The following is a 13286-nucleotide window of genomic DNA, read 5'->3' as shown; positions in this document are numbered from 1 at the left end:
AAACCAAAATTTCACGAAGGACAGATACAGTGACCAAGATTCTCCGCGTTGCCGTCATTGGCGCAGGCCGCATGGGTGCGGACCACATCAAGCGCCTCAGTACCCGCATCCACGGCGCTGAAGTAGCCGCCGTCGTCGACGTCGACCTTGCCCGTGCGCAGGCCGCCATTGAGGGGATCGACGGCGCCGTGGCGTTGGCCAGTGCCGAAGAGGCGCTCAACAACGGTGACGTCAACGCCGTCCTGATTGCCACGCCTGGTTTCCTCCACGAGGAAATCCTTTATAAGGCGTTGGAGAAAGACTTCCCGATCTTGTGTGAGAAGCCGCTGACCCCGGACGCTGATAGCGCCTGGAAAGTTGTCCAGGCCGAGCAGGCTTTGGGTCACAAGCGCATCCAGGTGGGTTTCATGCGCCGTTTCGACGCCGAGTACTCGGCTTTGGGTGCGATCATCCGCAACAGCGAATTGGGGGAGCTGTTGATGCTGCACCACCAGCACCGCAACCCGAGCACGCCCGAGGGATTCACCAACGAGATGCTGATCAACGACTCCGTAGTCCACGAGTTCGACGCGATCCGCTACTTCACGGGTGAAGAAATCACCTCCGTGCAGGTCCGCTTGGGCAAGCCCACGCGCAGTGCGCCGAACGGCCAGCATGACCCGCAGCACGTGCTGCTCGAAACCGAGTCAGGTGTGCTGGCCGACGTCGAAATCTACGTCAACGCCAAATTCGGTTATCAGGTGGCCACGCAAGCGTCCTTTGAAGAGGGCATTGTGAGTATCGGCGGCGACAACGGCCCGTACATCCAGTCCGCGGGCAAGTGGGGCGGTAATGTCACCCCAGGTTTTGAAGAGCGTTTCGGAGCTGCGTACGACGTCGAGGTGCAGGCTTGGGTAGACGCCGCACTTCACGGCGAAATCGGCGGACCAACCGCCTGGGACGGCTACGCTACCGCAGCCTGCTGCGAGGCCGGCGTCGATGCCCAGAAGTCGGGCGAAAAGGTCAAAGTTCAGCTGAACACCAAGCCGGACCTGTATAAGTAGGGGACATTCACCATGAAGATTGCACTGGATCCCACACCGTTCCACCACAGCCACACCCTGCTGGAGTTCCCGCGCGTGGCAGCCGATCTCGGCTACAAATACCTTCAGATGACCCCGCACGCGGATCTCATCCCGTTCTATAACCACCCAAAGGCCGATGACGAACTCGTAGGAAAGCTGAAGGCAGCCTGCAAGGACACCGGCGTCGAAATCGCCTCGGTCCTGCCGGTCCTGCGGTGGTCAGGTCCGGACGAGGACGCCCGCGAAGCCGCAGTCCGGTACTGGAAGCGCGCCATCCAGATCACGGTAGACCTCGGCGTCCAGACCATGAACACCGAGTTCAGCGGCCGTCCGGAGAAAGCGGAGGAGTCTGAGCGTGCGTTTTACCGCTCCATGGAGGAACTGCTCCCGATCATCGAACGCGAGGGTCTGGACGTCCTCATTGATCCGCACCCGGACGACTTCGTGGAGGACGGCCTGGCCGCTCTCCGTGTCATCAGGGGCGTTAACTCCCCGAACATCGGGATGGTCTACGTCGCTTCGCACAGTTTCCACATGGGCAACAAGCCGTTGGAGATCATGCGGGCAGCGGGGGACAAGCTCCGCTTGGTGCACGTCTCGGACACCATGAACCATCATGCCTCCCACGGCCTCCGCTACATCACCAACCCGCCCGGCAATGCCGTCCGCGTTCACCAGCACCTCAAGATCGGCGACGGCGACGTGAACTGGGACGAGTTCTTTGGCGGCCTGAAGGAGATCGGCTTCCTGGACAAGGAAAACACCGTGATGGTCTCGTCGGTTTTCGCTGAGGATGAGAACGCGGAAGATGTTTCCCGCTACCAGCTCAAATCGATGGTCGACTACGTCGCCCGGACTAACTAAAGGCGGTAGCGGGAAAAGGAAGCCATGACCAAGTCTTCGTCAATCGAGACCAACACGAACCAGCTTGAAACTCTTCCGACACCATCGGGGAAGACCGGCAAACCGGACAACCCCAAGAAGTTCCTCCGCAAGGTGGCCTTGTTTTCTACCTTCGGCGGATTGCTGTTCGGCTATGACACCGGTGTAATCAACGGCGCCCTGCCGTTCATGCAGAAGGACCTTGGCCTGACGCCGTTGACTGAAGGCCTGGTCACCTCGACGCTGCTCTTCGGTGCGGCGTTCGGGGCGATCAGCGCAGGACGGCTGTCCGACCGCTTTGGACGGCGCAAGACGATTATGGGTCTTGCCTTGATCTTCGCCTTTGCCACTGTGGGTTGTTCCTTGGCACCGAGCACTGAGCTCCTTGTCCTTGCCCGCACAGTCCTGGGTCTCGCCGTCGGCGGTGCCTCAGTGATCGTTCCCGTGTATCTGGCAGAGATGTCTCCGGCGGCCCAGCGCGGGAGGATCGTGACGCAGAACGAGCTGATGATCGTGACCGGCCAGTTCCTCGCCTTTACGTTCAACGCGGTCCTGGGCAACCTGTTCCCTGAAGAGCTGCATGTGTGGCGCTGGATGCTGGTGATTGCCACGCTTCCTGCCGTTATTCTGTGGTTCGGCATGCTCGTCCTGCCGGAGAGCCCCCGTTGGCTCGCATCGGCCGGACGTTTCGGCGAGGTCCTGGAAGTCCTCCGCTCCACACGGAGTGCGGGAGAGGTCGGGGCCGAGTTCGACGAGGTGCGTCAGGCGGCCAGGGAGGACTATCAGTCAAAACTCGGGACGTTCAAGGACCTCACCGTGCCCTGGATACGCAGGATCTTTGTGGTTGGTCTTGGTATGGCCGTCATCAACCAGATCAGCGGCGTCAACGCCATCATGTATTACGGGACCACCATCTTGTCCTCGTCCGGCTTTGGGGACCAAGGGGCCTTGATTGCCAACGTCCTCAATGGCATGACGTCTGTGGCGGCCGTCATCGTAGGCATGTATTTGATGACGCGCGTGCGCCGGAAACCCATGCTCATTGTGGGGTTGATCGGTACCGCGTCATCGCTGACGGCCATTGCGCTTATCTCCCTGGCCTTGCCGGAAAGCACTCTGCGTGGCTATCTGGTGTTGCTGTTTATGGTGACGTTCCTTGCTTCCATGCAGGGGTGCATTGGAACCGTTACCTGGCTGACCATGTCCGAGATCTTCCCGATGCATGTTCGTGGGATCGGCATGGGCATCTGCGTTTTCGTGTTGTGGATGATCAACTTCCTGATCGGCTTTTTCTTCCCGCAGTTGGTCTCGCTGATGGGAGTTTCCGCGACATTCTTTATTTTCGTGGCCCTGCAGTTGTGCGCCATTGTGTGGGTCAAGCGCACTGTTCCGGAGACCAGGGGCAAGTCCCTTGAGGAATTGGAGCATCTTTTCAAAGAGAAGGCTGGAGTCACCGCTTGACTGAGGACCCTCCTTGAGTGGTGCTGTGTGGCGATAAAAAGATGGGGACGGCGCCTGAGCGCCGTCCCCATCCGGGCCCGGTAAGTAGTCCCGGGTGGCGTAAAGCCTCAGGCCGTCGGGTTCAACGACGCGGAGAGTGCCGCATCAGCATCCAGCAGGACCTGGGCTGCCACCTGCAGCCCTTCGATGCGACCCAGGGAAACGTCCTCGTGTTCGATGTTGACCAGCATGTCCGGGTCCACCTCATGGAGCGCACGCAGGAACTCAGTCCAGAAGGCGGTGTCGTGCCCGCGGCCCAGGGCCACGAAGTCCCATGCGGATTTCTTCGGCCATTCATTGGCCCACTCGTCGCCGCCAAGGTTTGTGCGGTTCTCATCCGGAGAGAGCCGGCGGAAACTGTTGTCCAGCACGCCGTAGAGGGCGGCATTGCCGGTATTCACCCGGACATCTTTTGCGGCCGCTTGGAACACCAGCGGACCGAGCTCGCGGACCACCGCAACTGGATCCATCTGCTGCCAGAAGAGGTGCGAAGCATCCAGTTCCACACCGACATGCGTGGCGCCGGTGAGTTCGATGAGCTTGTAGACGTCCGCAGTGTTGAACACGATGTTCTGCGGGTGCAGTTCGAGTGCCACCTTGACGTCGTGGTCCGCAGCAAGGCGGTCGGTTTCCCTCCAGAAATCGGCGGCGACGCCCCATTGATAGTCCAACACGTCAAGTGCCGCAGAGTTCCAGGCATTGACCACCCAGTTGACGGTAGTAGCACCGGGCTCGCCGCCGGGCAGCCCGGACATGGTGACTACCCGTTTCTGTCCCAGCCGATGCGCCAGTCGAATGGAGCGGCGGATATCTTCCGCATGCTTTTCGCCGATTTCGCGCTTAGGGTGCAGGGGATTGCCGTTGCAGTTCAGGCCGGCGATCGAAACGCCGGTCCCCTCAAACAGCGCCAGGTAATCATCGCGGGCCGCGTCGCTCTCCAGGATCTGATCCATGGTGGGTACATGAGCTGCCGGCAGGAAGCCTCCGGTATTGATTTCAATGCCGGTCAGTCCAAGGTCTGCGATGACCTTGAGCGCCTCCGGGAGTGGCCGGTCGTGCAGGATTGCGTTGTAGACGCCGAGTTTCATAGTGTGATCTTCTTCCCGTTGTTGAGGGCAGATTCGGTGACGGCACCGAGAAGTTCCATGTTGCGCACGCCTTCGTCGAAGGTGGCGCAGCGAGGCAGGGATGTGTCTTCGCCAAGGCCTGCAACCTCCTCGAGGAACGCGCGGGCCTGGTAGCCGAACGCGTCGTTTTGGCCGAAACCCACCTCGGGAGCGTCCATGGCGAGGCCGCCGGTGATGTACGGGTGGCCGGGGCCGAGGATCACCTGGCGGTAGCCGTTCTGATTGCCGGATCCGTCATTGAGGAACAGTTGGATTTCCGATGGGCGGCGCTGGTCGAACTTGGCTGCGCCCTTTTCGCAGAACACCTCGAACTGCAGGCTATTGGCGTGTCCTGCCGCTACACGTGAGACTTCGAAACTTCCTGCACCGTTTGCGAACTCTGCGTTGAATGCCGCGTAGTCGTCGTTCTCAACAGCTTCGAAGGTGTCGCTGACGGCCACATGGTCATGGCCCATGACGGCGCTGAGCGGCAACGGACGCTTGTGGATCGCAGTGGTGAGCCGGCCGCCGCTGATGGACTTGATGTCACCGCACAGGAACTCGGAGACGTACGTCAGATGACTTCCGACGTCGGCCAGCGCACCGGAGCCGGGGCCGCCTTTGTAGCGCCAGCTCATCGGCGCTTCGGGGCTGAAACCGTAGTCGGTCCAGTACCGGCCGCTGAAGTGCAGGACATTCCCCAAGGTGCCGTTCTGGATAAGGTCGCGGATGTAGGCGATACCCGGGGTGCGGCGGAAGGTGAATCCGATACGGGCGATGGAGTTGGCGTTCCGGGCGGTGTCCGCCATGGCACGGGCATCTTCCAGCGAATCGCTCAACGGCTTCTCGCACAGCACGTGCTTGCCGGCGGCCAGGAGGCCTTCAACCACTTCGCGGTGCAATGAGTTCGCAATGACAACGCTTACAACGTCAATATCGTCCGCTGCTGCAATTGCCTGCCATGAGGTGTCATTGCGTTCGTAGCCGAAGCGGCGGGCCGCCAACGAGCCGAATTCGGCGTTCACGTCACCAATGGAGACCAAACGGATATTCGGAAGTACTGGGCTGTAGAGGGTGGACGCAGTCCGGTAAGCCGCTGCATGGGCCTTGCCGGCCATGCCTGCGCCGATGACCGCGACGCCAAGGCTTTCAGCCATGATTTCTCCTTTGAAATTCTGCCGCGGCGGGGAGACTCGACGGCATTTTGTAGCGCTACAATTTTGTAGGTTGGATTCGAGATTAGCCATGTCTATATGTCCTGTCAATCCTTCATCCCCATCAGACCGCCCCTACGGAAGTTGGCCCCATGAGCACAAGTACGCCGCAGGCGCGGCGCCCAACGATTTATGATGTGGCTAAGCTGGCCGGCGTTTCGCCGTCGCTGGTCTCGCTGGTCCTCCAGAACCCCGCGAAAGTCAGTGAGAAGCGCCGCGAGGCGGTCAAAACTGCCATCGCCGAGCTGGGATACCGCCCCAGCCGGGCGGCCACCACGCTGGCGAGCAGCCGGACCAAGAGCATCGGCCTCGTCATTGACGACTACCGCAACCTTTGGTTTGTTGACCTGCTGCGCGGACTGGAATCAGTGTTGACCGAACATGGCTATCAGGTCATGCTCGCCGATTCCCGCCCGGGCGAAAACCGCATCAAGGAGGCTGCTGACGGGTTGCTGGCCATGCATGTGGACGGCTTGGTGATTGCAGCCGAACCTGGCGCCACGGCGCTGGGCGGCACGGAAGTTCCCACCGTGGTTGCGGGGTGGCGGAATGGAGTTCCGGACGACGCTGACCTCATCACCAACGACGACGACGGTGGCGGCGCAATGGCGGCAGACCACCTGCTGCAACTCGGGCACCGCAGGATCGGGCACCTTTCGGGCTCCGGCGGCGCTGCAGCCCACCGCAGGGACGGCTTCCGGGACCGACTCCATCAAGCCGGTGTAGAACCGCTGATCGTGGGGGAGGAGGGTGATACCACGGAGGAGGACGGGTACTCTTCGGCTTGCTGGCTCCTTGATCGCCACCCGGACACGACGGCAATTTTTGCGGCCAATGACACGATGGCGCTGGGCGCCTTTGGCGCGATCAAGGCCCGCGGCTTGTCGGTCCCAACGGATATCACGGTGATTGGCTATGACAATTCAGCGCTGGCGAAGTCCCGCTATCTCGAACTGACGTCCGTGGACAACCGCAGCGATGTGGTGGGGGTGGATGTTGCCAAAGCGCTATTGAATCGCATCCAAGGCGTTGCCCCGGTATCGCAGCGCAAGCTGATTGACCCCATTTTGGTAGTTCGGGGCACTACGGCGGCGCCACGATCCTGAGTGCTGGAGGAGGATGCCACGTACAAACATACTAATGTCAGGACAAACTATTGACATTTGTGAGTTCGGTCACCATGATCGAGGTAGCAGGCGATCCGGGAACGAGTCCCCGGACGCCCGAAGCTGACATCAAAGGAGATAACGGTGGCAAAATTCTCGTGGCGCAAAGCGGCAGTCGTCGCAGCAGTGGTTCCGTTGGTGGCCCTGAGCGCCTGTTCCAGCCAGGGCGGCAAACCTGCAGATTCCGGTGGGGGTGCAGGCGCTGGACAGGTAGCCGGCACAGACCGCATTAAGGTGGCCCTGATTACTCACGCAGCGGCAGGCGACACCTTCTGGGACATTGTCCGCAAGGGGGCAGAAGAAGCGTCAAGCAAGGACAATGTAGAACTTCTGTACACCAGCGATCCCGAAGCAGGGCGCCAGGCCCAGCTTGTTCAACAGGCCATCGACCAGAAGGTTGACGGCATTGCTGTCACGGTGGCAACTCCGGATGCGTTGAAGGATGTATTGAAGAAAGCCACTGATGCGGGTATCCCCGTGGTGAGCCTCAATGCCGGTGAATCTGTTTCCAGCCAGCTCGGTGCTTTCACGCACTTCGGGTCCAACGAACAGCTTGCCGGCGAGGCAGTCGGCACCCGGCTCGCCTCAGAAGGCTACAAGCACCCGGTTTGCGTCATCCAGCAGCAGGGCCACGTGGGCTTGGAAGCGCGCTGCGCCGGCGTAAAGGCCAAGGTGCCGGCCACGGAAATCCTCTACGTCGACGGCAAGGACATGACTGCTGTCCAGTCAACGGCCACGGCCAAACTTCAGGCGTCCAAAGATGCTGATGTGATCATCGGTCTCGGCGCTCCCATCACCCTTACCTTGCTCAAATCAGTTACCGATGCCGGCAGCTCGTCCAAGGTAGCCAGCTTCGACCTGAATGCCGAACTTGCCCAGAAGATCGTAGACGGCCAAGTGATCTTCACAGTCGACCAGCAGCCATGGCTTCAGGGCTACATGTCAGTTGATGCCCTGTGGCAGGCAAAGCGCGGCGGCTTCAAGATCGGCGGCGGCCAGCCCGTCCTGACCGGTCCAACCATTGTGGACAAGGCCAACGCCTCAGACGTCCTCAAGTTCGCCCAGCAGGGCGTCCGCTAGATCCAGGCATCCGGCTGCGTGGCGGAGAACCGCCACGCAGCCTGACCAACAAGGAGTCATTCCTATGGCAAATACAACAACTCTGCCGCCGGCGGGGGCTTCGGCCCCTGGCGACGAACGGGTCGGACGCCGTAGTCCAGTCCAAAAGTTCCTGGCGAGGCCCGAGGTCGGTGCACTGGTCGGAGCAGTTGTCCTGTTCATCTTCTTCGCTTCTGTTTCCCAGACGTTTACCCAACCGAACGCCCTCGCAACTGTGCTCTACGGCTCATCGACCATAGGCATCATGGCGGTAGGGGTTTCACTGCTGATGATCGGTGGCGAGTTCGACCTTTCCACTGGTGTGGCCGTGATCTCCTCCGCCCTGACTGCCTCGCTCTTCAGCTGGAACTTCTCACTGAATGCCTGGGTTGGTGTCACGCTGGCTCTGGTGGTCTCGCTCGGCATTGGATTCATCAACGGCTGGATTCTCGTCAAGACCAAGCTCCCCAGCTTCATCGTTACCCTGGCTACCTTCCTCATGCTGACTGGCCTCAATCTGGCACTGACCCGCCTTATCGGCGGCAGTGTTTCCTCGCCGTCGATCTCCAAATTGGACGGATTCGAATCAGCACGGGCGGTGTTCGCCTCCTCCATCAGCATCGGCGGCGTGGAAGTCAAGATCACGGTGTTCTTCTGGATCGTCCTCGTGGCAGTGGCATCGTGGATCCTTTTGCGCACCCGCGTTGGCAACTGGATCTTCGCCGTGGGCGGTGACGCCAATGCCGCCCGCGCAGTTGGTGTCCCTGTAACCAAGACCAAGATCGGCCTCTTCATGGCGGTTGGTTTCTGCGGTTGGATCCTGGGCATGCACAACCTCTTTGCTTTCGATGCCGTGCAGTCCGGCGAAGGTGTGGGCAACGAGTTCCTCTACATCATTGCGGCCGTCATTGGTGGCTGCCTCCTGACAGGCGGCTACGGCTCGGCCGTGGGTGGCGCTATTGGTGCCTTCATCTTTGGCATGGCTAACAAGGGCATCGTCTACGCGCAATGGAACCCGGACTGGTTCAAGTTCTTCCTGGGCTTGATGCTGTTGCTCGCCACCATCGTCAACCTCATCGTCAAGCGACGCGCGGAACTCAAGTAAGGGGCCCGGGAAATGAATGCCAAAGCGATCGACCAGGAAACGTTGCTCCAGAATGAGCGCGATCCCCTCACCCACACGCCCGTCCATCTCCTCTCCCTGGAAGGGGTCGGCAAGCACTACGGCAACATCATCGCCCTGCGCGACGTCACGATGGCCGTGGACAACGGCCGTGTCACCTGTGTTCTGGGAGATAACGGCGCGGGTAAGTCAACGCTGATCAAGATCATCGCCGGCCTCCACCAGCACGACGAAGGCGTCCTGAACATCATGGGTGAGGAACGGAAGTTCGGATCTCCCCGAGATGCCCTGGACGCCGGCATTGCCACGGTGTACCAGGACCTTGCAGTGGTACCGCTGATGCCGATCTGGCGGAATTTCTTCCTCGGATCAGAGCTCACCAAGGGCTTCGGACCGTTCAAGTACATGGACGTCGAACAGATGAAGGCCATCACGCTCAAGGAATTGGCCGAGATGGGCATCGACCTGCGCGATGTGGAGCAACCCATTGGTCAGCTCTCCGGTGGTGAACGCCAGTGTGTCGCGATTGCCCGCGCCGTGTACTTCGGTGCGAAGGTCCTGATTCTGGACGAACCCACGGCAGCGCTGGGCGTGAAGCAGTCAGGCGTGGTCCTGCGCTATATCCTCCAAGCCCGCGACCGTGGTCTGGGCGTCATCTTCATTACCCACAATCCGCACCACGCCTTCCCGGTCGGGGATCGTTTCCTGCTGCTCAAGCGCGGCAAATCCATTGGCTACTACGACAAGAAGGACATCACCCTGGACGAACTCACTGCCCAGATGGCCGGTGGCGCTGAACTGGCTGAACTCGCACATGAATTGGAGCAGCTGGGCGGCCACGGCGACGTGGTGAAGGAGGTCAAAGCGGAAGTTGCGGACGTGACGGACAGCGTGAACGCCGGCGCTCCGAAGCACGCGTAGCAGCAGCACAGGCTCAGTAACAGCAGGCCCAGTAGCAGCATCGGCGGGGTGCTTCCGGTCTACCCGGAACACCCCGCCACACTGTGCGCACACTACGCACACACTTAGGAAAAGAAGGGAACACCATGTCGATCCGGGTAGGTGTGATTGGCGCCGGAATCATGGGCGCGGACCACATCAGGAACCTTTCCACCACCATCGGCGGTGCCGAAGTCACCTTTGTGGCAGACCTCGAAGTCGACCGTGCCGCCGCGGCGGCACCGCCCACCGTGCGTATTACCTCAGACCCATCGGAGCTGATCAATGCCAGCGAGGTGGACGCCGTCGTCGTTGCCTCGCACGATTCCACGCACGCCGGCCTGGTCCTTGAATGCTTCGAAGCAATGACCCCTGTGCTCTGCGAAAAGCCGCTGGCACCAACACTTCTTGAAAGCCTGGAAGTAGTTGCGGCTGACGCCGACATCGTGGCCGCAACGGGCGCCTCGCTGCTCTCGCTTGGCTTCATGCGACGCTTCGATCCGGGTTATGTGGCTCTGCGGGAATCCGTGCGCGGGAGAAAGCAGGGCGAACCCCTTATGGTTCACTGCGTCAGCAGGAACGGCTCAGCAGCGCCAGGAACAACCGCGGAATCGGCCATCACCAACTCAGCCATCCACGAGTTGGACATCGTCCCATGGCTACTGGATTCTCCTATTACGGAAGTTTCATGGCAGGCCGGAAAGAGCACCCGCCGTGCCGAAGCCGGGCTGCAAGATCCTGCGTTCATGACGTTGCGCACGGCGGACGGGACACTGGCCACGCTGGAGCTGTACCTCAATTCCCAGTACGGCTACACCACGCGCTGCGAAGTGGTTTCGGAGCTCGGTACCACGTCCCTTCAGGAGCCGGCCCTACTCGGTATCGAACAGGACGGAGCCAGGCAGGAGCTAATCCCTGCGGACTGGCGCCCCCGTTTCGCTGACGCGTACCGGATTCAGTTGCAGGCTTGGATTTCTGCACTCGCGGGCGGAGAGCCGACTCCCCTTGCCGGTGCACAGGACGGACTCAACGCCTCCCTCGTTGCACAAGCCATGATCCAGTCGCTGCATAGCGACGGAACGTCTACGAAAGTCAGCTACTCGTGACGTCAATAGGGCTTCCGCACTCCCGTGTACCGGAATCCCGCGATGCTCCGAGTCTGCGCTGGGGCATCATGGGCCCCGGATGGATCGCCGAACGGTTCACCGAATCCATCCAGGCACACACCGGGCAGGTGATCGCCGCCGTCGGCTCCCGTTCCCTGAACCGGTCCAAGGCGTTTGCGGAGGCGTTCGACATTCCCGCCGCCTATGGCAGTTATGAGGAACTGGCGGCCGCCCCGGACGTAGACATCGTCTACGTGTGTACGCCGCATACCGGCCACCACGCGGCCGCGGTCCTGGCCATCGACGCCGGCAAGCACGTCTTGGTCGAAAAGCCAATTGGACTCGACGCAGATCAGGCACGGGACATCGCGGCGCGGGCGGAGGCTGCAGGTGTCTTTGCCGCGGAGGCAATGTGGACCTTCTTCCTGCCAAAATTCGATGTGATCCGGCAGATACTCGATGCCGGAACGCTGGGCACCATCACCACGGTGGTGGCGGAGTACGGTGAGCACTTTGATCCTTCGCATCGAATCTTTAATCCGGATCTGGCCGGTGGTCCGCTGCTTGATCTCGGCACGTACCCCCTGGCGCTGGTTACAGAGGTGTTAGGCAGTCCGCGCTACCTGCGGGCAGTCGGCCAGCCCCACGAATCCGGGGTTAATGCGCAACTGTCCGCCGTCATGCAGTTCGACGGCGGTGCACAGGCTGTCGTGAACACCCACGTCCATAACTTCACGCCCACCGCAGCCACCATTGTTGGCTCAAAGGCGACCTTGGTAATCGACGGTCCCTTCAACATGCCCGGCGCATTCGAGATCAGGTTTCCCGACGGTTCCCGACTACGCCACGATGAACCAGCAGGCGGACACTTCGAAGGCCTTCACTATGAGGCCGCGGCCGTGGCCAGGGCCATTGCCGCCGGCAGCACGCAATCCAGCGAACGGACGCTGGCGGCCTCCATCCGCACCCTGGAAGTCGCCGATGAGATTCGACGCCAGCTGGGCGTGGTGTTCCCGGTACCAGTCACCCTTCTACCTTCAAAGGAAAATCATGAGTGATGTCATTCTTGGCTTGGTTGGCGTAGGACGCATCGGCGTCATGCACGCCAACAACATCGTCGCCCTCAAGGAAACGCTGGGTCGCAGGGGCGTCAATATCCGCCTGAAGCTGACCGACGTAGCTACCGAGCATGCACGTTCCGTCGCGGCTGGATTGGGTGCAGAGTTTGCGACTTCGGTGTCGGAGCTGCTCGACTCCGGTGTGGATGGCTTGGTGATTGCCACGGGAACGGCAACCCATCCGGAACTGATCCGCGCCGGAGTGGATGCAGGCGTTCCTGTGTTCTGCGAAAAGCCCGTGGCCATGAACGTCTCCGATGCGCTGCCTGTGGTGGACTACATCAGCGAGAACAACGGCGTGGTGCAAATCGGCCACCAGCGACGTTTCGATGCAGGCTATTTGGAGGCCAAGCGCGCGTATCAGGCCGGTGAGTTGGGGTGGATCCATTCCCTGCGCGCAGTTACCTGCGATATGGCGCCACCCCCGGTCGAGTTCCTGGCGACATCCGGGGGACTGTTCCGGGACTGCTCAGTCCATGACTTCGACATCCTTCGGTGGCTGACGGGCCGCGAAATCGTGGAGGTTTATGCCAGGGGTTCCAACAATGGAGACCCGGCCATCGGCAACGTGGGTGACGTGGATACGGCTTTGGCCCTCATCACTTTCGACGACGGCACGGTGGGCACGGTTTCTGCCAGCCGCTACAACGGGGCCGGCCACGATGTGCGGTTGGAGATTCAGGGGTCCAACAGTTCGGTCATGGTGGGCTTGGATGAGAAGACCGCATTGACGTCGGCTGAGGCTGAGGTCACTTTCCCTGGAGGGGAACCGCATCAGACTTTCGCCGAGCGTTTCGACCAGGCGTACCGCTCCGAGATGGTTGCCTTTGTGGAGTTGGTGATGGGGGAGCGCGAAAATCCCTGCACCCCGGAAGACGCAGTAGCAGCCTCCCGTGTGGCAGATGCGGCCCAGGAATCGCTGGCAACCGGTACGCCTGTGAGGGTTGCTCTCAAAGTATCCAGCTGACGC

12 protein-coding genes are annotated in these 13286 nt (G+C 60.9%); 10 read left to right on the top strand and 2 right to left on the bottom strand.

Going from position 1 to position 13286, the window contains the following annotated elements:
• Positions 1-29: 29 nt before the first annotated feature.
• Genes ACZ881_RS11215 through ACZ881_RS11205 form a run of 3 tightly spaced genes read left to right on the top strand, consistent with a single transcriptional unit; the run spans position 30 to position 3407 of the window.
• Positions 30-1043 (top strand): Gfo/Idh/MocA family protein, encoded by a 1014-nt coding sequence (locus tag ACZ881_RS11215; RefSeq protein WP_476115262.1) that lies wholly within the window; start codon positions 30-32, stop codon positions 1041-1043.
• A 12-nt stretch (positions 1044-1055) separates the two neighbouring features.
• Entirely contained in the window at positions 1056-1928 is an 873-nt protein-coding gene (locus ACZ881_RS11210; RefSeq protein ID WP_179018356.1) for a sugar phosphate isomerase/epimerase family protein, read from the top strand.
• Between the two features lie 24 nt (positions 1929-1952).
• Positions 1953-3407, top strand: coding sequence for a sugar porter family MFS transporter (locus ACZ881_RS11205; protein ID WP_476115259.1), 1455 nt, complete (start codon positions 1953-1955; stop codon positions 3405-3407).
• Between the two features lie 107 nt (positions 3408-3514).
• Here the strand turns inward: ACZ881_RS11205 and ACZ881_RS11200 are convergent, their stop codons facing one another.
• Positions 3515-4534 carry a sugar phosphate isomerase/epimerase family protein gene (locus tag ACZ881_RS11200; RefSeq protein WP_476115257.1) on the bottom strand — a complete coding sequence of 340 codons (1020 nt, stop codon included), beginning with the start codon at positions 4532-4534 and terminating at the stop codon, positions 3515-3517.
• A complete protein-coding gene (locus ACZ881_RS11195; RefSeq protein ID WP_476115255.1) occupies positions 4531-5709 on the bottom strand; it encodes a Gfo/Idh/MocA family protein in 1179 nt (392 codons plus the stop codon). The genes ACZ881_RS11200 and ACZ881_RS11195 overlap by 4 nt, the downstream gene beginning before the upstream one ends.
• Before the next feature lie 149 nt (positions 5710-5858).
• Between ACZ881_RS11195 and ACZ881_RS11190 the strand changes: the two genes are divergently transcribed.
• From ACZ881_RS11190 to ACZ881_RS11160, 7 genes are all read left to right on the top strand, one after another.
• On the top strand, positions 5859-6872 hold the full coding sequence (locus ACZ881_RS11190) for a LacI family DNA-binding transcriptional regulator (protein ID WP_476115253.1): 1014 nt from the start codon (positions 5859-5861) through the stop codon (positions 6870-6872).
• A gap of 144 nt (positions 6873-7016) precedes the next feature.
• Complete coding sequence (locus tag ACZ881_RS11185; protein WP_091467184.1) at positions 7017-8012, top strand: substrate-binding domain-containing protein; 996 nt, start codon at positions 7017-7019, stop codon at positions 8010-8012.
• A 64-nt stretch (positions 8013-8076) separates the two neighbouring features.
• Positions 8077-9135 carry an ABC transporter permease gene (locus tag ACZ881_RS11180; protein ID WP_091467185.1) on the top strand — a complete coding sequence of 353 codons (1059 nt, stop codon included), beginning with the start codon at positions 8077-8079 and terminating at the stop codon, positions 9133-9135.
• Between the two features lie 12 nt (positions 9136-9147).
• Positions 9148-10074: an ATP-binding cassette domain-containing protein gene (locus tag ACZ881_RS11175; protein ID WP_091467187.1), complete on the top strand. Its 927-nt coding sequence runs from the start codon at positions 9148-9150 to the stop codon at positions 10072-10074.
• Between the two features lie 125 nt (positions 10075-10199).
• A complete protein-coding gene (locus ACZ881_RS11170; RefSeq protein ID WP_476115249.1) occupies positions 10200-11198 on the top strand; it encodes a Gfo/Idh/MocA family oxidoreductase in 999 nt (332 codons plus the stop codon).
• Positions 11195-12256 carry a Gfo/Idh/MocA family protein gene (locus ACZ881_RS11165; RefSeq protein ID WP_476115246.1) on the top strand — a complete coding sequence of 354 codons (1062 nt, stop codon included), beginning with the start codon at positions 11195-11197 and terminating at the stop codon, positions 12254-12256. The genes ACZ881_RS11170 and ACZ881_RS11165 overlap by 4 nt, the downstream gene beginning before the upstream one ends.
• The gene (locus ACZ881_RS11160) at positions 12249-13283 is read left to right on the top strand and encodes a Gfo/Idh/MocA family oxidoreductase (RefSeq protein WP_476115244.1); all 1035 of its coding nucleotides are present in this window, start codon (positions 12249-12251) and stop codon (positions 13281-13283) included. Before ACZ881_RS11165 ends, ACZ881_RS11160 begins: the two co-directional genes overlap by 8 nt.
• Positions 13284-13286 lie beyond the last annotated feature (3 nt).

This window comes from Paenarthrobacter sp. TE3676 (genome assembly GCF_056279165.1).
The sequence above is the reverse complement of the archived record's forward strand: the minus strand, read 5'-3'. Positions and strand labels throughout refer to the sequence as shown.